The following is a 22,557-nucleotide window of genomic DNA, read 5'->3' as shown; positions in this document are numbered from 1 at the left end:
AAACGGTGCCGTTTGTGCCGTGCATCGCCGCATTGAACCCGGTCCATGCCTATCGTGATCGCTCCCGCACATCCAAGGAGTTCACATGGCCTGGTACACCGCTAGTTCGAAGGTCCAGATCGTGGTCGGCGACGGACCACACTGGGCGAAGATCCACCATCCGGGCGACATCGTGCCCATGTCGGGCATCTACCGCTGCCTGGGCTGCGACTGCGAGGTCACCAGCAACGAAGGTGACCCCTTCCCGCCGCAGACCGGGCATACGCATACGCCGGCACAGGGCAGCATCCGCTGGCGGCTGAACGTGCGCACCAACACGAAGGGGGAATGAGCCATGTCGACGCCATCACCGGTCGCCTCCATCACCCCCGACCAGGCCCGTGCCAACGCCGCCGCCGCCACGCGCAGCCCGGATGAATTCATTGCCGAATTCGACCTGCTGATCGGCGTCACCTCGCGCCGTGGCGAACGCCGCATCATCGTCACCCTGCCCCGCACGCTGGCCAACGAAGGGCACACCGAAACGGTGATCCGCACCTACCAGGCGCGCGGTTTCGTGGTCGAACAGCTCAGCGTCACCGGCCACGGCTGGAACGTGCAGATCGGCTGGTAAGGCGGCGTCAGCGGCGGCTGATGGTGAAGGCCGTGCCGTCCACGCCCAGGTCCCAGCCCTTGCCGGTGCCGGACAGGGCCAGCGAGATATCGCCCTTGGTCATCACCTGGGCGTTGCTGGACTTCACCGCACCGGCATGTGCGCCCACCGATGCATACGTGCCCAGCAGTTCGCCCACGCTGCTGGCGCCGGTGAAGCTGCCACGACCGTTGGTGATCTTCGACTTGCCCACGGTCAGGCCGCCGCCCTTGAGCTGGATGCGCACCGGCATGCTGGCGCCGTTGCTGCAGTGGACGGTGCCGGTGCCCGACGCGGTCTTGTAGATCAGCGACCAGCCGGACAGGTTGTAGCGCAGCTGGCAATCGAGGTTGCCGCCGGCATGCGCGGCCGGGGCCAGGGAGGCGGCGGCCAGCGCCAGCAGCAGGGCAAGGGGCTTGTTCATCACAGGACTTCCACTTCAGGTCGGACTGCGGGCGAATCTAGCAGCGCGCGCGTGCAGGCCGGATGCAGGCGCGCGCTGCGGTGGGGGCGGCGTTCAGCCGCCCGCCACGAGGCTCAGGCCTGCTCGTCCAGGTGGAACGCATCGGCGTCGAGCATGGCCGGGAAGCGCGCGCGGTGCGCGGCCAGCGCCTCAGCCGAAATGGTGGTGGTGACCACCTGTTCGCGCTCGCGGATCTCCACCTGTGGCTGGCCCAGGAAATCGATCACCGCGCTGTCGCCGGCGTAGTGCAGCTGGTTGCCATCCACGCCGATGCGGTTGACCGCCGCCACGAAGCACAGGTTCTCGATGGCCCGCGCGCGCAGCAGGGTCTTCCACGCATAGGCACGCGCCGACGGCCAGTTGGCCACGAAGATCTGCAGGTCGAAATCCATCTGCCCGGCCCGCTCCACGTTGTAGCGGTTACGGCAGAACACCGGGAAACGCAGGTCGTAGCAGACCTGCGGATTGATCCGCCAGCCCTTCCATTCCACGCTCAGGCGGTCGCGGCCGGCGGCGTAGCGCTCGTGCTCGCCACCGTAGCGGAACAGGTGGCGCTTGTCGTAGTACTGCAGCGCGCCATCGGGCGTGGCGAACAGCAGGCGGTTGTAGACGCCGTCGCCATCACGCAGCTGCACGCTGCCCATCACCGCCGCGTCCAGCGCCTTGGCCTGTTCGCGCACCCAGGCCACGGTCGGTCCCTCCATGCCTTCGGCCTGGGCGATGGCATCGTTGGAAAAGCCGCTGGTGAAGGTCTCCGGCAGAATCACCAGGTCGGTGCTGCCGGCCAGCGGCGCCAGCAACGCGCCGTAGTACTCACGGTTGCCCGCCGGGTCGTGCCAGCGGGTGTCACCCTGGACGAGGGAAATGCGCAGGTCCTGCATGGTCGTCACGTCCTCAGAGCAGGCGCAGGCGTTCGATCGCCGCGTCCAGGGTCGCTTCGTTCTTGGCGAAGCACAGGCGCACCAGGCGCTGGCCGACCGGCGCGGTCTCGTAGAACGGCGACAGCGGGATGGCGGTGACGCCCTTCTCGATGGTCAGCCACTTCACGAATTCGTGGTCGGGCAGATCGCTGATGGCCGAATAGTCGACCAGCTGGAAGTAACCGCCCGGCACCGGCAGCGGCTTCAGGCGCGTACCGGCCAGCTGCTCGCGGAAGCGGTCACGCTTGGCCTGGTAGAACGCGCCCAGCTCCAGGTGGTGCTCGGGCTCTTCGCGGATCATCGCGGCGAAACCATACTGGGCCGGGCCGAAGCTGGTGAAGGTGTTGTACTGGTGCACCTTGCGGAATTCGGCGGTCAGCAGCGGCGGCGCCACCGCATAACCGATCTTCCAGCCGGTGCAGTGGTAGGTCTTGCCGAAGCTGGAGATGACGAAGGTACGTTCGCGCAGTTCCGGGTAGCGCAGCGCCGATTCATGGCGGCGGCCATCGTAGATGATGTGCTCGTACACCTCATCGGAAATCAGGTAGATCTGCGTGCCGCGCAGCACGTCGGCCAGCGCCTGCATGTCGGCCTCGTCCAGCATCGCGCCGGACGGGTTGTGCGGGGTGTTGACCATCAGCATGCGGGTGCGTGGGGTGATCGCCGCACGCACGCGGTCCCAGTCCACGGCGAAGGTCTGCGGGTCCAGCGGCACGTGCACGGCGGTGGCACCGGCCAGTTCGATGGCCGGTTCATAGCAGTCGTAGGCCGGGTCCAGCACGATCACTTCCTCGCCGGCACGCACCACGGCGTGGATGGCGTTGAAGATCGCCTCGGTGGCACCGCTGGTGACGGTGATCTCGGTATCCGGGTCGATCGTCGCCCCGTACAGGTCCAGCGACTTCTGCGCGATGGCCTGGCGCAGCGGTGCCACGCCGGTCATCGGCGGGTACTGGTTCAGGCCGGCGGCCATCGCCCGGGTGGTTTCGTCGATCAGGCGCTGCGGCGCGGAAAAATCCGGGAAACCCTGGCCCAGGTTGACCGCGCCGTGTTCGGCGGCGAGCTGGGACATCACGGTGAAGATCGTGGTACCGACCTTGGGCAGCTTGGTGGTGGGTTGCATCGGCCTGGGGATATGGGGAGACAAGGGCTGAAAGTGTACGAAATCCAAGCCTTGCCCGTGGGCTCAGCCGGTAGCGCCGGGTCATACCCGGCGGCTCTTTGCATATTCCCTGCCGCCGCCGGGCATTGCCCGGCGCTACCTGGGAAGGTTTCATCGCTACAATTGCCGCCGCACTCCGGCACGAAGACCCCTGCCCCTTGAACACCCCAGCATTGCTGGCCGCCAGCGGCCTGAGTTTTTCCCGCAATGACGAACCCGTGTTCGGCCCGCTGGACTTCCAGGTGGACGCCGGTGAAGCCCTGCTGGTGCAGGGCGGCAATGGTGCCGGCAAGACCACCCTGCTGCGCGTGCTGGCGGGCTTGGCCCGCCCCGGCGCCGGCCAGGTCCGCATCGACGGCAAGCCGGCCAGCAATGCCGAACGTGCCCGTTATGTCGCCTACCTCAGCCACCTGCCGGCACTGAAGCCGGACCTGGATACGCTGGAAAACCTGCATTTCCTCTGCGGCCTGCATGGCCGCCGCGCCCGGCAGATGCCGGGCAACGCACTGGCCATCGTCGGCCTGGCCGGTTACGAGGACACCCTGGTGCGGCACCTGTCGGCCGGGCAGAAACGGCGGCTGGCGCTGGCCCGCATCTGGCTGTCACCGGCTCCGCTGTGGCTGCTGGACGAACCCTATGCCAACCTCGATCTGGATGGCATCAACCTGGTCAACCGGATGATTTCCGCACATCTGCGCAGCGGTGGTGCCGCCCTGGTCACCACCCACGGCGCCTATGCCGCACCGCCGGTGCGCACGCGCCTGCTGGAACTGGCCGCCGCCGGGCAGGCAGCCGCGCACATGGACGGGGGTGACTCGTGATCGCACCAGGCACCGAACCGGGTCTTTGGCAGACCGCGCGTGCCCTGATCGGGCGTGACCTGCGCCTGTTGTGGCGCCGCCGCGGCGATGCGCTGCAGCCGGTGCTGTTCGCCGTGCTGGTGGTGGTGCTGTTCGCACTGGCGCAGGGCCGCGACCCGCAGCCGCTGGCGGCCACCGCCGGGGCGGTGCTGTGGCTGGCAGTGCTGCTGGCCGGGCAGCTGGCGCTGGATTCGCTGTTCCGCTCCGATGCCGAGGATGGATCGCTGGAACAATGGCTGCTGGCGCCGGTGCCGCTGGCCTGGCTGGTGCTGGTGCGCGTACTGCTGCACTGGGCCACCACCGCGCTGCCGCTGATCGCGGTCAGCCCGCTGCTGGCGGAAATGCTGCATCTGCCACATGACCAGCTGCCGATGTTGCTGGCATCGTTGCTGCTGGGAACACCGGTGCTGAGCCTGATCGGTGGCGTGGTTGCCGCGCTGACCGTGGGCATCCGGCGCTCTGGTATTCTCGTGGCGTTGCTGTCGTTGCCGTTGTACGTACCGGTGCTGGTGTTCGGTGCAGGCAGCCTGGCGGCAGCCAGCCGCGGGCAGGACCCGGTCGGTGCGCTGCTGATGCTGGGGGCTGGACTGGTGATCGCCCTGGTACTGGCACCGCTGGCCACCGCTGCTGCAATCCGTATTTCCCTGAGTTGACCCGGCTGAAAGCCAATCCACCCCTGCTGGATAGCCACCACGCATGAATCCGATTGTCCGCTGGTTCCACCAACTCGGCTCACCGCCCACCTTCGACCGTTTCTCCGCGCGCTGGTCGCGCGTGTTCTACATCGCCGCGCTGCCAGTGCTGCTGATCGGCCTGTGGCAGGGCCTGTTCGTGGCGCCGCCGGAACAGAACCAGAACGATGCCTTCCGCATCATCTACATCCACGTCCCCAGCGCATGGATGAGCCTGTTTGTGTTCGCGCTGATGGCGCTGTATTCGATCATTGCCCTGGTCTGGCGGATCAAGATCTGCGAGATCCTGGCCATGGCCTGTGCCCCGATGGGTGCCGGCTTCACCCTCATCACCCTGTTGACCGGCAGCATCTGGGGCAAGGGCACCTGGGGCACCTGGTGGGACTGGGACCCGCGCATGACCAGCGAGCTGATCCTGCTGTTCCTGTACCTGGGCGTGATCGGGCTGTACCACGCCATCGAGGATCGCCGCAGCGCCGCGCGCGCGGCCGGCCTGCTGGCCATCGTCGGTGTCGGCCTGCTGCCGGTCATCCGTTATTCGGTGGACTGGTGGGGCGCGCTGCACCAGCGCCAGTCGATCAACGTATTCGGCGAGAACGCGGTGCGCCCTGAACTGATCGCGCCGCTGTGGTGGATGGTGGTGGCCACCAAGCTCTGGTTCGTAGGTTCGCTGCTGGCCAAGGCACGTGCGGACAACCTGGCGCGCGAATCCGGCAAGGCCTGGGTGGGCGAACGCTTCGGTACCGCGGCCCCGCACACTGCGCCGGAGACGCTGCGATGACCCACCTGCCCTTCATCATTGCCGCCTTCGCGGTGTTCCTGCTGGTGCTGGCCTGCGATGCGCTGGGTTCGTGGTTGCGGCTGCGGCACGCGCGGCAACAGGCATTGCGCCGGCAGCAGCGCCTGCAGGCACGCAGCAACGCCACGGCCCCAGCACCGCTGGCCGGCGAGCTCAGCCGATGACGCCGGTACAGCGACGCCGCATGATCTGGGTGCTGCTGCTGTTGCTGGCCTCGGCGCTGGCAACCACGCTGGTGGCCTTCGCCCTGCAGCGCAACATCGCCTATCTGTACACGCCCGCTGAAGTCCTGCGTGGCGATGTCGATGCACAGTCACGCTTCCGCCTGGGGGGCATGGTGGTGAAGGGCTCCTTCAACCGCCCCAGTGGTTCGCTGGACGCCCACTTCGTGGTGACCGATGGCGACGCCACCTTGCCGGTCACCACCTCGCGCATCCTGCCGGACATGTTCCGCGAAGGCACCGCCGTGGTCGCCAGCGGGCGCCTGCAGGAGGGTGTCTTCGTGGCCGATGAAGTGCTGGCCAAGCACGACGAGAACTACGTGCCCAAGGAAGTGGCTGACAAGATGGGCGATGCCCATCGCAAGCACGACGTGCCGGTAACGGCGCCCGAGGTGCACTGAGTGCTGCCCGGCGTGCTGCCCGAGCTGGGCCAGATCCTGCTGCTGTGCGCGTTGCTGGCCTCGCTGCTGCAGGCTGGCCTGCCGCTGGTCGGCGCGCAGCGGGGCCACCGCGCGTGGATGGCGGTGGCGCGCCCGGCCGCCTTCGCCCAGCTGCTGCTGGTGGCCGGCGCCTTTGCCGTCCTCACCGCCGCGTTCGTGCAGCAGGACTTCTCGGTGCGCTACGTGGCCGAGAACTCCAATTCGCTGCTGCCGATGATCTACCGCTATTCGGCGGTGTGGGGCGCGCACGAAGGCTCACTGCTGATGTGGGCGCTGGTGCTGGCGCTGTGGACCGGCGCGGTGGCGCTGTTCTCGCGGCACCTGCCGGCACCTGTGCAGGCACGCGTGCTGGCGGTGATGGGCGTGGTCAGCGTCGGCTTCCTTGCCTTCCTCATCTTCACCTCCAACCCGTTCCTGCGCCTGAACCCGGCACCACTGGAAGGCCGCGACCTCAACCCGCTGCTGCAGGACCCGGGGCTGATCATCCATCCGCCCATGCTGTACCTGGGCTATGTGGGCTTCGCCGTGCCGTTCGCCTTCGCCGTGGCCGCGCTGCTGGAAGGCCGCCTGGATGCACGCTGGCTGCGCTGGACGCGGCCATGGACGAATGTGGCCTGGGCTTTCCTGACCCTGGGCATCGCGCTGGGCAGCTGGTGGGCGTACTACGAACTGGGCTGGGGCGGCTGGTGGTTCTGGGATCCGGTGGAAAATGCCAGCTTCATGCCGTGGCTGGTCGGTGCCGCGCTGATCCACTCGCAGGCCGTCACTGAAAAGCGCGGCACCTTCGGCAGCTGGACCCTGCTGCTGGCCATCGCCGCCTTCGCGCTGTCCCTGCTGGGCACCTTCCTGGTGCGCTCGGGCGTGCTGACCAGCGTGCACTCGTTCGCCGCCGATCCCTCGCGCGGCCTGTTCATCCTGGTGTTCCTGTCGCTGCTGGTCGGCGGCAGCCTGCTGCTGTACGTGCTGCGTGCCAGTGGCCTGAGCGTGGATGCCGATGATCCGCGCCGCGGCTTCACCGCCACCTCGCGCGAAACCCTGCTGCTGGCCAACAACCTGCTGCTGGCCACCGCCTGCGCGATGGTGCTGCTGGGCACGCTGTATCCGCTGCTGGCCGATGCCTTGTCGCTGGGCAAGATTTCGGTCGGCCCACCCTACTTCGGCAGTCTGTTCCTGCTGCTGATGGCACCGCTGGTGCTGCTGCTGCCGTTCGGCCCGCTGGTGAAGTGGCAGCGTGACCAGCCCTCGCGCGCCTTCGCGCTGCTGGCGCCGTGGCTGGGCCTGGCCGTGGCGCTGGGCGCGCTGGCCTGGTGGCAGGCACCGCAGAACGGCTGGAAGGCCGGCATCGGCGTGGCTGCAGCGGCCTGGGTGGCCCTGGGCACCGCACGCTTCGTCTGGCAGCGCCTGCGTGGCAATGGCCGCTTCACCGCCGAAATGCTCGGCATGATCGTTGCCCACGCCGGCATTGCCGTGTTCCTGGCCGGCGCCCTGCTGGTGGAAGCGCTGAACGTGCAGCGCGAAGTCGCCCTGGCACCGGGCCAGCAGCTGGTGGTGGGCCGCCATGAAGTGCGCTTCGAAGGCGTGGACCACCGCGAGGGCCCCAATTTCACCGCCGATCGTGGCCATCTGCGGGTGTTCCGCAATGGCCGCGAGCTGGCCCTGCTGCATCCGGAAAAGCGCCAGTACGCCAGCGGCGGCCAGGTGATGACCGAAGCCGGCATCGATGCACGCCTGAGCGGTGATGTCTACGTGGCATTGGGCGAGCCGCTGGGCAACAATGCATGGGCGGTACGGGTGCACATCAAGCCCTTCGTGCGCTGGATCTGGCTGGGCGCGCTGCTGATGGCCCTGGGCGGATTCATCACCGCCGCTGATCGTCGTTTCCGTCGTCCGTAGGAGTTTCCATGTCCGAGTCCCCCGCCCCGCGCCCGTCCCGCCCGCTGCCGCCGGTAGCCATCGTGATCGGTGTGCTGTTCTTCTTCGGCCTGCTCGGGCTGATGATCTACGGGGTGATGAAGTCGGGCGACCCGCAGCGCGACGTGCTGCCCTCGGCGCTGATCGACAAGCCGGCACCGGCCTTCGCCCTGCCGGTGCTGCACGACCCCAGCATGACCGTGCGCAGCGAAGAACTGCGTGGCGCACCGTACCTGTTGAACGTCTGGGGCAGCTGGTGCGCGGCCTGCCGCGAGGAACACCCGGTGCTGACCCGCTTCGCCGAAAGCAAGCGCGTGCGCGTGATCGGCTACAACTGGAAGGACGAACCCACCGACGCGCTGCACTGGCTGGAAACGCTGGGCAACCCGTTCATGGTGGTGCTGAGCGATGTTGAAGGCCGCACCGCCATCGACTGGGGCGTGACCGCCGCGCCGGAAACCTTCCTGGTCGACGGCAGCGGCATCGTGCGCTGGAAGTACAGCGGCGCGATGACCCAGAAGGTGGTGGACGAGAAGCTGATTCCGGCGCTGCAGAAGATCGAGAAGGCCCAGGGCAATGCCGATACCGGCCTGCACGGCAATCCGTAACGCCCTGCACGGGCTGCTGCTGGCGCTGCTGGTGGCCACGGCGCTGCCGGCGCTTGCCCAGCAACCGCTGCATGACCCGCGCCCGCTGGTGTTTCGCGATGCCGCCGAAGAAGCGCGCTTCCACGACCTGGCCGCGCAGCTGCGCTGCGTGCAGTGCCAGAACCAGTCGCTGGCCGATTCCAACGCGCAGATCGCCCAGGACCTGCGCCGTGAAGTGCTGCAGCTGATGCAGCAGGGCCACGACGATGCCGCGATCAAGGATTTCCTGGTCGCCCGCTATGGTGAATTCGTGCTCTACCAGCCACCGCTGCAGCCGGGTACCTGGCTGCTGTGGGGGGGTCCGCTGCTGGTGCTGGGCGCAGGCGGGCTGGTGGTGCTGGGCATCGTCCGCCGCCGCGGCCGCCAGGTCGCCCCCGCAGCGGCCGGCAAGGCCGACGAAGGAGATGGCTGGTGAGCTACGCATTGCCCGTGCTGGCCGGCCTGGTTGCCGCCGTGATGGCCGCCCTGGTGCTGTGGCCGCTGCGCCAGCACGGCCGCCGCGGCTTCGTGCTGGGCGTGGTGGCGCTGGGCGTGGTGGGTGCCTGCCTGTACCTGCTGGTGGGTGACCCGCGCGCGGCGCAGGTGCAGCCCGCGCCGTCGGTGGCCACCCTGCGTGAGGGTGTGCAGGCCTTGCAGCAGGCGCTGCAGCGCGACCCGCAGCGCGCCGATGGCTGGGCCCTGCTGGGCCGTTCGCAGGCCGAACTGGGTAACAGCCAGGCCGCCGCCGATGCCTTCGCCCGTGCCGCTGCACTGGCCCCCGACGATGCTGGCGTGCTGGTGGAAGCGGCGCAGGCACGCGCGCAGGCCGATCCGGGCAAGCAGTTCGATGACACCGCGATGGACTGGCTGCAGCAGGCCCGTCGCCTGGCCCCCGAGGCCGAGCGCGCCAGCTGGCTGCTGGGCATCGCCCTGCGCCAGCGCGGCAGGAATGCCGAAGCAGCCGATGTCTGGAGCAGCCTGCTGCCCCGCCTGGACGCAGGTGCCGCGCAGGCACTGCAGGCACAGATCGCCATTGCCCGCGACGCCGCGGGCCAGGCAGCGGATGCACCGGCGGCCGCGTCCCCGGCGCTGCTGAAGGTGCGCGTGCACCTGCCCGATACGGCCGCGTCGCGTGATTGGCCGGCCAGCACCCAGGTGTTCGTGCTGGCCCGCGCCGTAGGCGGGCCGCCGATGCCAGTGGCCGCGCGCAGGCTGCCGCTGGCCGGCTTCCCGGCCATGGTCGGCCTGGGCGACGGTGACAGTCCCATGCCCACCGCGCCGCTGTCGGCGCATGGCGAAGTGGAGGTGCTGGCGCGCATCTCGCGCAGCGGCAGCGCCAACCGCAGCGAAGGCGATCTGCAGAGTGACGTGGTGCGGGTGAAGCTGCCGCAGGACGGCGTGGTGGAGTTGCGGTTCCCGTAGATCCGAGCAGCCGAGCATGGGCTCGGCTCTACAGTAGATCCACGCCATGCGTGGATACCGGCCCCAATGGAAACCAGCGTGTCGCCAGCTGCACAGGCGGCCCCGCTAGAATGCCCGCATGACCGAATTCATTCCGCCCGGCACCCGCTTCCATGCCCTGCCCTCGCCGTTCCCGTTCAAGCGCGGTGGCGCCCTGCACGGCGCGCGCGTGGCCTACGAAACCTGGGGCACGCTGGCCGCCGATGGCAGCAACGCGATCCTGATCGTCACCGGCCTGTCGCCGGATGCGCACGCTGCCGCCAACGATGCCAACCCGGCCCCCGGCTGGTGGGAAGCCATGGTCGGCCCCGGCAAGGCCATCGATACCGACCGCTGGTTCGTGGTCTGCGTCAATTCACTGGGCAGCTGCAAGGGTTCGACCGGCCCGGCATCGTTGAACCCGGCCACCGGTGAGCCCTACCGCCTCGACTTCCCGGAACTGTCGGTGGAAGACGGCGCCCGCGCCGCCATCGACGTGGTGCGCGCCCTGGGCATCGAACACCTGGCCTGCGTGATCGGCAATTCGATGGGCGGCATGACCGCGCTGGCGGTGCTGATGCTGCACCCGGGCATCGCCCGCAGCCATATCAACATTTCCGGCAGCGCGCAGGCCTTGCCGTTCTCCATCGCCATCCGCTCGCTGCAGCGTGAAGCGATCCGTCTGGACCCGCGCTGGAACGGCGGGCGCTATTCCGAAACCGAGTATCCGGAATCGGGCATGCGCATGGCGCGCAAGCTGGGCGTGATCACCTACCGTTCGGCGCTGGAATGGGATGGCCGCTTCGGCCGCGTGCGCCTGGATTCTGACCAGACCGACGATGATCCGTTCGGCCTGGAATTCCAGGTGGAAAGCTATCTGGAAGGCCATGCGCGGCGCTTCGTGCGTTTCTTCGACCCGAACTGCTACCTGTACCTGAGCCGTTCGATGGACTGGTTCGACCTGGCCGAATATGCCGACGGTGATGTGCTGGCCGGCCTGGCGAAGATCCGCGTCGAAAAGGCGCTGGCCATCGGCGCCAACACCGACATCCTGTTCCCGGTGCAGCAGCAGCAACAGGTCGCCGACGGCCTGCGTGCGGGCGGTGCCGATGCGCAGTTCATCGGCCTGGATTCGCCGCAGGGCCACGACGCGTTCCTGGTCGATTTCGACCGCTTTGGCCCGGCCGTGCGCGGCTTCCTCGACGCGCTGTAGTGGCCTGGCGGCGCAACCTCGCGCTGGCCGCGCTCGGCGCCCTGGTCGCGCTGATGGTCAGCGGCGTGCTGCCGCTGTGGGCCGGTGGCTGGTGCCTGCTGGCCAGCGCGGTGTCGTTCGCGCTGTACGGCCATGACAAGCGGGCGGCACAGCGAAAGCAGTGGCGCATTCCCGAGCGCACCCTGCAGCTGCTGGCCTTCGCCGGCGGCTGGCCGGGCGCGCTGCTGGGCCAGGCGCTGTTCCGCCACAAGCATCGCAAAGCGGAATTCCAGTGGGTGTTCTGGCTGTGCGTCGTGGCCAATGTGGCCTCGATCGCGGTGATGCTGCGCGAATTTCCGCAGTAACCGTTCGAACGACGCGGATGCGTGCCTGTAGAGCCGAGCCCATGCTCGGCTGCTTTCTGCGCGGAGCCGAGCGTGGGCTCGGCTCTACAGTAGATCCACGCCATGCGTGGATGTGCCGCCCGGCACGCCATCACGCAAACGGCCGCCGGGCATCGCCCGGCGCTACCTCGGGCGGACGGCACACGTAAATCCACCGCGGTTACGTTTCCCGCGCCAGCACGCCGTCACGCAGGCGGTACTGCACATCCACCACGCCGTCGGGCAGGTCATCGTGGGTGATCATCAGCAGGCTGCGGCCGTCCAGCAGGCCGGCCAGATCCTGCAGCAGCGCACGGGCGGTATCCACGTCCAGGCCCTCAGTCGGTTCGTCCAGCAGCAGGATCGGCGCGTTGCGCAGCAGCGCGCGCGCCAGCGCCAGGCGCCGTGCCTGTCCGGCCGACATGGTCGCGCCGTTCTCGCCCACCCACGCCTGCAGGCCGCCATTGCGCTCGGCCCACTCGCCCAGGCGCACGCGGCGCAGCACGGCCCACAACGCCGCGTCGCTGGCATCGGGATCGCCCAGCCGCAGGTTTTCGGACACGCTGCCGGCAAACACCGGGGCGTTCTGCGGCAGCCATGCCAGTTGCCGGTGCCAGTCGGCCTGGGCGAAATCACGCAGGTCACGGCCACCGTAGGTCACCCGCCCCTGCTGTGGGTCCCACAGGCGCAGCAGCAGGCTGGACAGCGTGGTCTTACCACTGCCGCTGTCGCCGCGGATGGCAATGCGCTCGCCTGCCGCCAAGGTCAACTGCAGGCCCGACAGCACCGGCCGCGCTGCACCCGGCCACTGGAAATGCACATCGTCCCAGTGCACGCGCGCAGCCTGCGGCACCGGCTGCGGTACGCTCGGCTCGTCCACGGCCGGCGCCTGTTCAACGATGGCCTGCAGGCGATCGGCGGCGATGCGCCCGGATTGCAGCGATTGCCAGGCCAGGCCCATGCCGGCCCACAGTTCGATCATCGCCACGGTGAGGAATACCAGCCCTGCGGCCATTTCTGCAGCGATGCGCTGCTGTTCGGCTGCGTGCAGGGCCAGCGCCAGCATCGCCACCAGGCCCAGGCCAGCCACCAGGCCATGCAGGGTCGACGCCGCGATCAAGCGCCAGCGCCGACGGCGATCGCGCGAGGCCAGCTGCTTGGCCGCCACGCGCACCTTCAACTGCCATGCGGCATCGGCATGCAGCGCGGCCAGATCGCCCGCGCCTTCCAGGCCTTCGAATGCAGCGGTACGCAGCGCGGCACGGTGCGCGGCACGGTCGGCCTCTTCATCGTCATGCCCGCGCACGCCCAGCCACGGCACGCCGAAACCGATCAGCAGCGCCAGCACCGCCAGCAGCAAGGCGGCCGACGGCAGGATCAGCGCGGCCGAGCCCACCGCCACCAGCGACAGTGCCCCCAGCGCCACCAGCGGCCCGATCGCGCGCACCAGCAGGCCATCCACTTCGCCGATATCACCCAGCAGGCGCGCCAGCAGTTCGCCGGTGCGCGTGGCGCCCAACCGCGCCGGGGCCAGCGGCAGTGCGCGGCGGAAGAACCACACGCGCAGGTCGCGGGCGATGCGCAGGGTGGCATCGTGGCCCACCAGCTTTTCGAAATAGCGCGACACGATGCGCGCCATGGTCAGGCCGCGGATGCCGGCCGACGGCGAGAAGAAGTTGAAGCCCTGCGCCAACCCGGCCGCCCCGGCCAGTGCTGCGGCGGTGAGGAAGCCACCGGACAGGCCCAGCAGCGCGGTGCCGGCCAGCATGGTGATCCACAGCAGCAGCACGGTCAGCAGCAGGCGTGGCCGATGGCGCAGGAACACCGCGCGCAGCGAATCGGGCGAACGGCTCATGCGTGCACCGCCTGTGCCGGGTCGACCAGGCGTCCTTCGGGCAGCAGCAGGCAACGGTCGGCCCAGGCGATCACCGCCGGGCTGTGGGTGGCAACCACCACGCTGCGGCCACGCGCATAGGCCGCCAGGCTGCCCAGCAGCGCTGCTTCGGTGTCGGCATCGAGGAAGGCGGTGGGCTCATCCAGCAGCAGCACCTGCGGGTCGCGCAGCAGCAGGCGGGCCAGGCCGATGCGCCGCGCCTCACCGCCGGACAGGCCGAAGCCACGCTCACCAATCACCGTGTCCAGCCCATCAGGCAGGCGCTGGGCGAACTGCAGCACCTGCGCGGCCTCGGCCACCGCACGCAGGCGTGCATCGGTGGCACCGGGGTCAGCCAGGCGCAGGTTGTCGGCGATGCTGCCGTGGAACAGATAGGGACGCTGGCTGGCGTAGGCCACCTGCACGCCGGGGCGCAGCTGCAGCCGCCCGGCCTGCGGCGGCAGCCAACCGGCCAGCGCTTCCAGCAGGGTGCTCTTGCCCGAGCCGCTGGGGCCCACCAGGGCCAGCCTCTGGCCCGGCTCCAGCAGAAGATCCACACCCTGCAGCACATCGTGCGGGGCGCCCAGCGGGCGCAGCACCAGGCCCTGTGCCTGCAGCGGCGGCAAGGCGGCCTCGGCCGGTTCCACCGCCAGCGGCGCGGCAGGGGCCTCGAGCAGGGCCGGTTCGTCAGGCAGCGCGTGCAGCAGGCGCTCCACTTCGGCCGCAGCGGCCAGTGCATTGGCGCGATCGTGGTAATGCGCGGCCAGCCGTCGCAGCGGTGCGTAGAACTCCGGCGCCAGCAGCAGGCAGAACAGGCCGGCGCCCAGGGTAGGCACTGCGGCATGCAGCGACATCAGCCCCAGATAGCTCAGGCCCAAGTACAGCGCGACCATGGCCACGCTGACCGAAGCAAAGAATTCCAGCACGGTGGACGACAGGAAGGCGATGCGCAGCACCTTCATGGTACGCACGCGCACGCCCTCGGCGGCCGCTTCGATGCCGGCCAGTTCGGCCTCGCCACGGCCATACAGGCGCAGCAGGCCCAGACCCTTGATGCGGTCGGCGAAGTGGCCGCTCATGCGCGCCAGCTCGCCCAGCTGGGCACGGCCGGCCGCTTCGGCGCCCCAACCCACCAGCATCATGAAGAACGGCACCAGCGGGGCGGTGAACAGCAGGATCAGCGCCACCACCCAGTCGACCCAGGCCACTGCGGCCAGGATCAGCAGCGGCACCACCACCACTTCGGTGCGCACCGGCAGGAAGCCGCTGTAATAGCTTTCGATGGCATCGCCATGGTGCAGCATCAGTTCGCCCAGCTCGCCGGTGCGGCGCTGCCGCAGCCACAGCGGGCCATGGCCCAGCAGGCGCGCGAACACGCGCTCGCGCAGGGCCAGGCGGGCCGCATCGGCTACGTCGCCGGCGGCGGCCTGGGTGGCACTGCCCAACAGCGTGCGCAGCACCAGGATCACTGCCAGCGCGGCCAGCACCGGCCATCCCCCGGCCAGCGGCGCGCGCTCCACCAGCACTGTCTGCACCAGCCAGGCAATGGCCGCAGCCTGGCCGATCAGCAGCGCGCCGGACAGGCTGATGCACAGTGCCGCCAACCGCTGGCGGCCGCGGGCGGCATGGGCCAGCCCGGCCAGCCAGACCGTACGGGCGCGCCGCTGCCGGGTCGATTCTTCTTCGGCGGCAAGGGGCTCAGCAGTCGTTTCGGCAGCGCTCAAGGTCTTCACAGGCAACGGGAGATGCTCGGCATTGTAGGCGCAGGCAACAGCCGCCCCCTGCGGCCGGCGGTCGCAGTGGTCACCAGAAAGGCATACGATCCTCCTGGGTACCCATTCATACATTGATCTGGATCAAGGCTGTTTGAAGTAGTCGGTCACATCATTCACCCGTAGACCACCCTTCCCGCCACCTGCAACGGCACTATCCAACGAGGTAGCCAGGCCATGATTGATCAGACAGTCGTAGAACTGTCGCGGCTGCAATTCGCTCTGACCGCGATGTACCACTTCCTATTCGTACCGCTCACGCTCGGCCTGTCCTTCATGGTGGCCATCATGGAGAGCGTGTACGTCATGACCCGCAAACAGGTCTGGCGGCAGATGACCCTGTTCTGGGGCACGCTGTTCGGCATCAACTTCGCCATCGGCGTGGCCACCGGCCTGGTGATGGAATTCCAGTTCGGCATGAACTGGTCGTACTACAGCCACTACGTGGGTGACATCTTCGGTGCCCCGCTGGCCATCGAAGGCCTGATGGCCTTCTTCCTGGAAGCGACCTTCATCGGTCTGTTCTTCTTCGGCTGGAAGCGCCTGAGCCCGGTCAAGCACCTTACCGTCACCTGGCTGATGGCGCTGGGTACCAACCTGTCGGCGGTGTGGATCCTGATCGCCAACGGCTGGATGCAGAACCCGACCGGTGCGGTGTTCAACCCGGAAACGATGCGCATGGAAGTGGTGGACTTCGCCGCCGTGCTGCTGAACCCGGTGGCGCAGGCCAAGTTCGTGCACACCGTCAGTGCCGGTTACGTGACCGGCGCCATCTTCGTGATGTCCATCAGCGCCCTGTACCTGCTGCGCAACAAGCACAAGGACATGGCCCGCCGTTCGTTCACGGTGGCCGCAGCCTTCGGCCTGCTGTCGTCGCTGTCGGTGGTGGTGCTGGGTGACGAGAGCGGTTACGCCGCCAGCGAACACCAGAAGATGAAGCTGGCGGCGATCGAAGCGATGTGGGAAACCGAGCGTGCGCCGGCCGACTTCACCGCCTTCGGCATTCCCAACCAGACCACCCACCAGAACGATTACTCGATCAAGATCCCGTACCTGATGGGCCTGATCGCCACCCGTTCGCTGGACCAGCCGATTCCGGGCATCCTGGAACTGGTGGAACGTGCCGAGCACCGCATCCGCGGTGGCCAGATCGCCTATGGCGCACTGGAGCGCATCAAGAAGGACCGCAACGATCTTGAAGCGCGCGAGATGTTCGACCGCCACTGGCAGGACCTGGGCCACGGCCTGCTGCTGAAGCGCTACCGCGAGGACATCCTCAACGCCACCCCGGAAGAGATTTCCAAGGCGGCCATGGATACCGTGCCGCGCGTGGCACCGCTGTTCTGGACCTTCCGCATCATGGCGGGCCTGGGCTTCTACCTGATCGCCTTCTTCGCACTGGCCTTCTACTACTCGTGCCGCAACAGCTTCCAGGACAAGCGCTGGTTCCTGAAGCTGGCCGTGTGGTCGCTGCCGGCACCGTGGATTGCCATCGAATGCGGCTGGTTCGTGGCCGAATACGGCCGCCAGCCTTGGGCGGTGGATGGCGTGCTGCCCACCTTCTACGCGGCATCGGGCCTGGCCCTGCATGAAATCCTGACCACGCTGGCGGTGTTCACCGCGCTGTACACGGTGCTGCTGGTGATCGAGGTCAAGCTGATGCTGAAGGCGATCCGTACCGGCCCGGACGACATCCTGCCGACGCTGCAGGCTGATATCCGGCCTGTTTCCCCCACTGCAGCCGCTGCCGGCCAGGCTTGAGGCAGGAGAATCCAGATGGAATTCATTGCACTTGATTACACCACGCTCCGCGTGATCTGGTGGCTGCTGCTCGGCATCCTGCTGATCGGCTGGGCGGTGATGGACGGTTTCGACCTGGGCGTCGGCACCCTGCTGCCGTTCGTTGCAAAGACCGATGAGGAACGCCGGCTGGTGATCAACACCGTCGGCCCGGTCTGGGAAGGCAACCAGGTCTGGCTGGTGCTGGGTGGCGGCGCGATCTTCGCCGCGTGGCCGCCGCTGTATGCGGTCAGCTTCTCCGGCTTCTACCTGGCGGTGTTTGCGATGCTGTTCGGCCTGATCCTGCGGCCGGTCGGCTTCAAGTACCGCAGCAAGATGCCGTCCAAGCGCTGGCGCGACAACTGGGACCGCGTGCTGTTCGTGGGCGGCCTGCTGCCAGGCCTGATTGCCGGCGTGGCGGTGGGCAACGTGCTGCTGGGCGTGCCGTTCCACTTCGATGACACTCTGCGCGTGACCTACACCGGTTCGTTCTTCGGCCTGCTTTCGCCGTTCGCACTGATTGCCGGCCTGGTCAGCGTGGCCATGCTGGTGTCGCACGGTGCGGCCATGCTGGTGATCAAGACCGACGGCCCGGTGGCCGAACGTGCTGCGCGCTTTGGCAGCATCGCCGCGATCATCAGCTTCGTGCTGTTCGCCGTTGCCGGCGCGTGGGTGGCCTTCGGCCTGCCGGGTTACCAGATCACCTCGCAGGTGGTGACCGATGGCCCGACCAACCCGCTGCTGAAGACGGCCGAACTGGGCACCGCTGCCGGCGGCTGGCTGCGCAACTACAGCAGCATGCCGGCCACGGTGGTGTTCCCGCTGCTGGGCCTGCTGGGCGCACTGGCCAGTGCGGTGCTGCTGCGTGCACGCCGTGGCGGCCTGGCCTTCATCGCCTCGGGCGCCTCCATCGCCGGCATCATCCTGACCGTCGGCTTTGCGATCTTCCCGTTCCTGCTGCCGTCCTCCAGCCAGCCCACCTCCAGCCTGACCGTCTGGGACAGCTCGTCCAGCCATCTGACGCTGTGGATCATGCTGCTGGCCACCGCCATCTTCTTGCCGATCATCCTGGCCTACACCACGTGGGTGTATCGCGTGCTGAAGGGCAAGACCACGGTCGAGGAAATGGGCGACAACCCGAACGCGTATTGATTGAACGATCCCAAGGAGAAACGAACATGTGGTACTTCGCCTGGATTCTTGGCGCCGGTCTGGCTTCAACGGTGGCCATCCTCAACGGCATGTGGTTCGAAGCCCGCGAGCAGAACCGCATCGAGAAAGAAAATCGTCGCTGAGCTGTAAAAAAACCTTGCCGCCTTGGCCTTCACACGGTATCTTAGGCGGCTCCTTCGGGGTGTAGCTCAGTCTGGTAGAGCGCTACGTTCGGGACGTAGAGGTCGCAGGTTCGAATCCTGTCTCCCCGACCACTTCGGTGGTCGCATTGAAGCCTGGTGAAGTCTTCCAGGCTTTTTTGTTCCCTGAAGAAGTCCACTGCTTCGGCAGTGTGAAGGAAACAGCATTTACCCCTTGCCGCCACCGGGGTGAATGGATAGAATAGGCGGCTCCCTTCGGGGTGTAGCTCAGTCTGGTAGAGCGCTACGTTCGGGACGTAGAGGTCGCAGGTTCGAATCCTGTCTCCCCGACCACTTCGGTGGTCACCAAGAAGCCTGGAAGACGACAGTCCTCCGGGTTTTTTTGTGCCTGCGCTCCGGGGGCGGCGCTGTGGTCGCCCCACCCCGGCCATCTTCACACCGGCCGCAGCCGCAGGCTGGCCTGTGCGGTCAACTGCCGGCAGGCCTGGATCAGGCCTTCGACCACCGCATCCCCACGTCCTGGTCGGGGCGGCTCCGTTCGCTGCCGAGCACGACAGATCTGCGCCGACAGGACCTGGCCCAGCCACCCACGTACAATGGCCGCCTTCCCCCACCTGCCCCACCGGCCTGGCCCAGTGCGGCGCTGCACGCCACCGACAGTGCGTGCGCCACCTGCAAGGACCACCCCCATGACGTCCCCGACTTCCCCCTCGCCATCGCTGCTGCACGGGCGCCTGCTGGCGTTCGCCGCCATCCTGCTGGCGGCGGTGAACCTGCGCACGGCAGTCACCTCCATCACCCCGTTGCTGGACGTGCTGGGCCAGCACTTCGGCTTCGGCACCACCATGACCGGCGTGCTGGGCATGCTGCCCACGGCCTCCTTCGCGCTGTTCGGCGTGGCCACCCCCGCCGTGGCCCGGCGCCTGGGCCTGGAGCGCACCACCCTGCTGGCGATGACCCTGGCCATGGCCGGCCTGCTGCTCCGCTCCAGCGCCGGCAACGTCGGCACCCTGCTGCTGGGTTCGGTGATCGCACTGGCGGGCATGGGCATCGGCAACGTGGTGGTGCCGCCGCTGGTGAAGCGCTACTTCGCCAACAAGGTGGGCACGATGAGCACGCTGTACATCAGCGTGCTGCAGTTGGGCACGATGATGCCGGCGCTGCTGGCGGTGCCGGTGGCCAACGCCGCAGGCTGGCGCGTGTCCCTGGGCATGTGGGCGCTGCTGGCCCTGGCCGCCGCCCTGCCCTGGCTGCTGCTGGCCCGCCGCGCACCGAAGCCGGTGCAGGACAGCAGCGACCCCACGGCGCAGCCGCACGGCAGGGTCTGGCGCACGTCGCTGGGCTGGAGCATGACGCTGATGTTCGGCATGACCTCGCTGATGACCTATTCGATGTTCACCTGGCTGCCGCGCATCGTGGTGGAAGCCGGTGCCACGCCGGCATTTGGCGGGGTGATGGTGGCGGTGTTCTCGGCGCTGGGCCTGCTGCCGTCGCTGATCATTCCCTCGCTGGCGGTACGCCTGCCGAACCCGTTCCCGCTGGTGCTGATTGGTTTTTCCGCGTTCGTGATCGCCTTCACCGGCCTGCTGCTGGCGCCGTTGAAGGCACCGCTGCTGTGGGCGGCGCTGCTGGGCGTGGGTCCGTCCACGTTCCCGCTGGCGCTGACCTTGATCAACCTGCGCACGCGCACGCCGACCGGTTCGGCGGCGTTGTCGGGGTTCATGCAGGGCGTGGGTTACAGCTTCAGCTGCCTGGGGCCGTTCCTGGTGGGTTGGCTGCACACGGTGAGTGGAGGCTGGGGGCTGCCGTTCGGGTTCCTGTTTGGCTGCGCGACGCTGATGCTGTGTGCGTCGTGGGTGGCGTGCAAGCCGCGCAAGCTCGAAGATCTCTGGTAGGTTTTTTCTCGGCAGGGCTTGCAGCCCTGCACCTGCTCAATGCAACGGCGAAAGCCAAAGCCAAGGCGGAATTTCCGTGGGATGGCGGGGCGGCGTGGGCTTGCAGGACACGCCGTAAACCCGTCCCTGGGGGCTTGTAGGCGCCATCCATGGCGCCTGCGGTCCTGCAAGCCCACACCGCCCCACCTCTGACAGTTGGCCGGCGGCCAGTAGATCCACGCCATGCGTGGATGAATCTCAATCGGAATCGAATATTTCGAATTGAAATCGAAATGCATCCACGCATGGCGTGGCTCTACTGTGTCGACCAAGGCAGAATGCCGTTCCGACAGATCGCGGAAACTCGTAGGCGCCATCCATGGCGCCGGCGGCCAGTAGATCCACGCCATGCGTGGATGATTCTCAATCGGAATCGAATATTTCGAATTGAGATCGAAATGCATCCACGCATGGCGTGGCTCTACTGTGTCGACCAAGGCAGAATGCCGTTCCGACAGATCGCGGAAACTCGTAGGCGCCATCCATGGCGCCTGCGGTCCTGCAAGCCCACACCGCCCCACCTCTGACAGTTGGCCGGTGGCCAGTAGATCCACGCCATGCGTGGATGAAATCCATCAGATATCGAATTCCAGATTGGGGTCAGAGCCCGTTGCACAGCAACGGGATCCGCCCCCGTGTTCCGACAGATCGCGGCCAACTGTCGAAGACGGGGTGGGTCCGGTTGAGGGGGTGTGAGCGGCATGGAGGCCGCGACCAAGCCCCCATGGTGAAGTGACCCCCTGGAGTTGGACACCTGATCCAACCCAGAGGGTTACATGAACAGATATGAGGTTCGTTTCAAATTGCAGGTGGCTAAAGAGGCCTGCAACACCTCCACATCGGTCAAGGCTGTTGCCCGCCGCCATGGCCTGGAGTTCTCCACGGTGAGGCGGTGGGCAGCGACCTACCGGCTGCATGGCCGACCGGGGTTTGACCGCAAACCGCGGTCCTACGATCTCCAGTTCAAACTTGCGGTCCTGGAGAAGATGAGCCAGGACGGAATGTCCGCGCGTGAGGCCACCACTTACTTCCAGATTGGCGATGCCGGCGCAGTGGGGCTGTGGCGGCGGCTGTATGCTAAGGGGGGTGCCCAAGCGTTGGCACCGCCACCATTACCGCCTCAAAAGCCGATGAAAAAGACCCGCTCGTCCAAGCCCGCCGAGGACATGAGCCGCGATGAGCTCCTCAAGGAAGTGGCCTACCTGCGTGCGGAGACCGCTTACCTAAAAAAACTCGATGCCTTGATCCGGGAAGAGCAGGCGGCGCGAGATGCAAAGCGCAAGCCGTCCAAGGATTGAGGCAGATCTACGCACTGCCGCTGTTGCTCGAGGCGGCCGAGCTCTCTCGCAGCACGTTCTATTACCAGATCAACGCCTTGGCCCATCCCGATGAGGGCGAGGCGGAGCTGCGTGAGCGCATCCGCGCGATCTACGACGAGAACCAAGGGCGCTACGGCTACCGTCGCATAACACTGGAGCTGGCCAATCAGGGCCAGGCCATCAACCACAAGCGGGTACAGCGGCTGATGGCCGAGCTGGGCCTGCAGTCGCGGGTACGCATCAAGCGCTATCGCGCGTTCAAGGGAGCGGCCAATGTCGTGGTTCCCAACGACCTGGGCCGCCAGTTTGAGGCTGAGATGCCCAATCGTAAGTGGGTGACCGATGTAACCGAGTTCAAGGTGCAGGGCATGAAGCTCTATCTTTCGCCGATCATGGACCTCTACAACGGCGAAATCGTGACTTACAAGATGAAGCGTCGACCAGTATTCGACCTGGTGGGTGAGATGCTGGATCAAGCGATCAAGAAGCTTTCGCCCGCAGATCGACCGATGATTCACTCGGACCAAGGCTGGCATTACCAGCACGAAAACTACCGCCACAAGCTCGCAACGCACTCGCTGAAACAGAGCATGTCCCGGCGTGGCAACTGCCTGGACAACGCGGCCATGGAGAGCTTCTTCGGGACGCTGAAGTCGGAATTCTTCTACCTGAACACCTTTGACAGCATCGAAAGTTTGGAAGCCGGGCTGGTGGAATACATCCGGTACTACAACGAAGACCGTATCCGACTGAAACTAAAGGGTCTGAGCCCGGTAAAGTACCGGGAACAGGCCGCGCTGGCCGCCTGATCCCCAACTGTCCAACTT

The 22,557-nt window shown here is 67.3% G+C and carries 23 protein-coding genes and 2 tRNA genes; 20 read left to right on the top strand and 5 right to left on the bottom strand.

Features of this window, described 5'->3' with window-relative positions; all coding sequences use genetic code 11:
• The first annotated feature begins 85 nt into the window (after nt 1-85).
• Together ACM2ZB_RS00905 and ACM2ZB_RS00900 are read left to right on the top strand one after the other, a co-directional pair.
• Complete coding sequence (locus ACM2ZB_RS00905) at nt 86-331, top strand: protein L (protein ID WP_313437716.1); 246 nt, start codon at nt 86-88, stop codon at nt 329-331.
• A gap of 3 nt (nt 332-334) precedes the next feature.
• Nucleotides 335-613 (top strand): hypothetical protein, encoded by a 279-nt coding sequence (locus ACM2ZB_RS00900; RefSeq protein ID WP_416057065.1) that lies wholly within the window; start codon nt 335-337, stop codon nt 611-613.
• 7 nt (nt 614-620) lie between these two features.
• Here ACM2ZB_RS00900 and ACM2ZB_RS00895 read toward each other — a convergent pair whose 3' ends face one another.
• The 3 genes from ACM2ZB_RS00895 to ACM2ZB_RS00885 all read right to left on the bottom strand — a co-directional run bounded on the left by ACM2ZB_RS00895 (nt 621) and on the right by ACM2ZB_RS00885 (nt 3,137).
• Entirely contained in the window at nt 621-1,055 is a 435-nt protein-coding gene (locus ACM2ZB_RS00895) for a hypothetical protein (protein WP_416057064.1), read from the bottom strand.
• A gap of 113 nt (nt 1,056-1,168) precedes the next feature.
• Nucleotides 1,169-1,975, bottom strand: a complete 807-nt coding sequence (locus tag ACM2ZB_RS00890) for an amidohydrolase (protein ID WP_416057063.1) — start codon at nt 1,973-1,975, stop codon at nt 1,169-1,171.
• 13 nt (nt 1,976-1,988) lie between these two features.
• A complete protein-coding gene (locus ACM2ZB_RS00885) occupies nt 1,989-3,137 on the bottom strand; it encodes a pyridoxal phosphate-dependent aminotransferase (protein ID WP_416057062.1) in 1,149 nt (382 codons plus the stop codon).
• 98 nt (nt 3,138-3,235) lie between these two features.
• Here ACM2ZB_RS00885 and ccmA point away from each other — a divergent pair, with 98 nt between their 5' ends.
• From ccmA to ACM2ZB_RS00830, 11 genes are all read left to right on the top strand, one after another.
• Nucleotides 3,236-3,997, top strand: coding sequence for a heme ABC exporter ATP-binding protein CcmA (gene ccmA, locus ACM2ZB_RS00880; RefSeq protein ID WP_416057061.1), 762 nt, complete (start codon nt 3,236-3,238; stop codon nt 3,995-3,997).
• On the top strand, nt 3,994-4,689 hold the full coding sequence (ccmB, locus tag ACM2ZB_RS00875; RefSeq protein WP_313437732.1) for a heme exporter protein CcmB: 696 nt from the start codon (nt 3,994-3,996) through the stop codon (nt 4,687-4,689). Before ccmA ends, ccmB begins: the two co-directional genes overlap by 4 nt.
• 43 nt (nt 4,690-4,732) lie before the next feature.
• Nucleotides 4,733-5,509, top strand: coding sequence for a heme ABC transporter permease CcmC (ccmC, locus tag ACM2ZB_RS00870; protein ID WP_416057060.1), 777 nt, complete (start codon nt 4,733-4,735; stop codon nt 5,507-5,509).
• A complete protein-coding gene (gene ccmD / locus ACM2ZB_RS00865) occupies nt 5,506-5,691 on the top strand; it encodes a heme exporter protein CcmD (RefSeq protein WP_416057059.1) in 186 nt (61 codons plus the stop codon). Before ccmC ends, ccmD begins: the two co-directional genes overlap by 4 nt.
• Nucleotides 5,688-6,149, top strand: a complete 462-nt coding sequence (ccmE, locus tag ACM2ZB_RS00860) for a cytochrome c maturation protein CcmE (RefSeq protein WP_416057058.1) — start codon at nt 5,688-5,690, stop codon at nt 6,147-6,149. Before ccmD ends, ccmE begins: the two co-directional genes overlap by 4 nt.
• A gap of 12 nt (nt 6,150-6,161) precedes the next feature.
• Nucleotides 6,162-8,081 (top strand): heme lyase CcmF/NrfE family subunit, encoded by a 1,920-nt coding sequence (locus tag ACM2ZB_RS00855; protein ID WP_416058598.1) that lies wholly within the window; start codon nt 6,162-6,164, stop codon nt 8,079-8,081.
• Nucleotides 8,082-8,089: 8 nt separating this feature from the next.
• Complete coding sequence (locus ACM2ZB_RS00850) at nt 8,090-8,707, top strand: DsbE family thiol:disulfide interchange protein (protein ID WP_313437742.1); 618 nt, start codon at nt 8,090-8,092, stop codon at nt 8,705-8,707.
• On the top strand, nt 8,676-9,161 hold the full coding sequence (locus tag ACM2ZB_RS00845) for a cytochrome c-type biogenesis protein (RefSeq protein ID WP_416057057.1): 486 nt from the start codon (nt 8,676-8,678) through the stop codon (nt 9,159-9,161). The genes ACM2ZB_RS00850 and ACM2ZB_RS00845 overlap by 32 nt, the downstream gene beginning before the upstream one ends.
• Nucleotides 9,155-10,147, top strand: a complete 993-nt coding sequence (locus ACM2ZB_RS00840) for a tetratricopeptide repeat protein (RefSeq protein ID WP_416058597.1) — start codon at nt 9,155-9,157, stop codon at nt 10,145-10,147. The genes ACM2ZB_RS00845 and ACM2ZB_RS00840 overlap by 7 nt, the downstream gene beginning before the upstream one ends.
• A gap of 118 nt (nt 10,148-10,265) precedes the next feature.
• Nucleotides 10,266-11,378 (top strand): homoserine O-acetyltransferase MetX, encoded by a 1,113-nt coding sequence (gene metX / locus ACM2ZB_RS00835; RefSeq protein WP_416057056.1) that lies wholly within the window; start codon nt 10,266-10,268, stop codon nt 11,376-11,378.
• Nucleotides 11,378-11,722 carry a DUF1294 domain-containing protein gene (locus ACM2ZB_RS00830; RefSeq protein ID WP_416057055.1) on the top strand — a complete coding sequence of 115 codons (345 nt, stop codon included), beginning with the start codon at nt 11,378-11,380 and terminating at the stop codon, nt 11,720-11,722. Before metX ends, ACM2ZB_RS00830 begins: the two co-directional genes overlap by 1 nt.
• 199 nt (nt 11,723-11,921) lie before the next feature.
• On the opposite strand, the gene cydC is transcribed toward ACM2ZB_RS00830, so the two are convergent.
• Together cydC and cydD are read right to left on the bottom strand one after the other, a co-directional pair.
• Nucleotides 11,922-13,595 (bottom strand): thiol reductant ABC exporter subunit CydC, encoded by a 1,674-nt coding sequence (gene cydC / locus ACM2ZB_RS00825; RefSeq protein WP_416057054.1) that lies wholly within the window; start codon nt 13,593-13,595, stop codon nt 11,922-11,924.
• Nucleotides 13,592-15,337: a thiol reductant ABC exporter subunit CydD gene (gene cydD / locus ACM2ZB_RS00820; RefSeq protein ID WP_416057053.1), complete on the bottom strand. Its 1,746-nt coding sequence runs from the start codon at nt 15,335-15,337 to the stop codon at nt 13,592-13,594. Before cydD ends, cydC begins: the two co-directional genes overlap by 4 nt.
• A gap of 225 nt (nt 15,338-15,562) precedes the next feature.
• On the opposite strand from cydD, the gene ACM2ZB_RS00815 reads away from it, so the two are divergent.
• From ACM2ZB_RS00815 to ACM2ZB_RS00785, 7 genes are all read left to right on the top strand, one after another.
• Entirely contained in the window at nt 15,563-17,146 is a 1,584-nt protein-coding gene (locus ACM2ZB_RS00815; protein ID WP_416057052.1) for a cytochrome ubiquinol oxidase subunit I, read from the top strand.
• A 15-nt stretch (nt 17,147-17,161) separates the two neighbouring features.
• Nucleotides 17,162-18,316, top strand: coding sequence for a cytochrome d ubiquinol oxidase subunit II (cydB, locus tag ACM2ZB_RS00810; protein ID WP_416057051.1), 1,155 nt, complete (start codon nt 17,162-17,164; stop codon nt 18,314-18,316).
• A 26-nt stretch (nt 18,317-18,342) separates the two neighbouring features.
• The gene (gene cydX / locus ACM2ZB_RS00805; protein ID WP_005410354.1) at nt 18,343-18,459 is read left to right on the top strand and encodes a cytochrome bd-I oxidase subunit CydX; all 117 of its coding nucleotides are present in this window, start codon (nt 18,343-18,345) and stop codon (nt 18,457-18,459) included.
• Nucleotides 18,460-18,514: 55 nt separating this feature from the next.
• Nucleotides 18,515-18,591, top strand: a tRNA-Pro gene (locus ACM2ZB_RS00800).
• Nucleotides 18,592-18,733: 142 nt separating this feature from the next.
• Nucleotides 18,734-18,810 (top strand) — tRNA-Pro (locus tag ACM2ZB_RS00795).
• Nucleotides 18,811-19,166: 356 nt separating this feature from the next.
• Nucleotides 19,167-20,372, top strand: a complete 1,206-nt coding sequence (locus tag ACM2ZB_RS00790) for an MFS transporter (RefSeq protein WP_416057050.1) — start codon at nt 19,167-19,169, stop codon at nt 20,370-20,372.
• Nucleotides 20,373-21,187: 815 nt separating this feature from the next.
• Nucleotides 21,188-22,539 (top strand): IS3 family transposase gene (locus ACM2ZB_RS00785; protein ID WP_416056775.1). Its coding sequence is split into 2 segments (ribosomal slippage): nt 21,188-21,635 and nt 21,635-22,539, totalling 1,353 coding nucleotides; the frame shifts between segments, so codons are not numbered across the junction.
• Nucleotides 22,540-22,557: the final 18 nt, after the last annotated feature.

The sequence above is a fragment of the Stenotrophomonas maltophilia genome, assembly GCF_047782825.1.
Taxonomy (GTDB): domain Bacteria; phylum Pseudomonadota; class Gammaproteobacteria; order Xanthomonadales; family Xanthomonadaceae; genus Stenotrophomonas.
The sequence above is the reverse complement of the archived record's forward strand: the minus strand, read 5'-3'. Positions and strand labels throughout refer to the sequence as shown.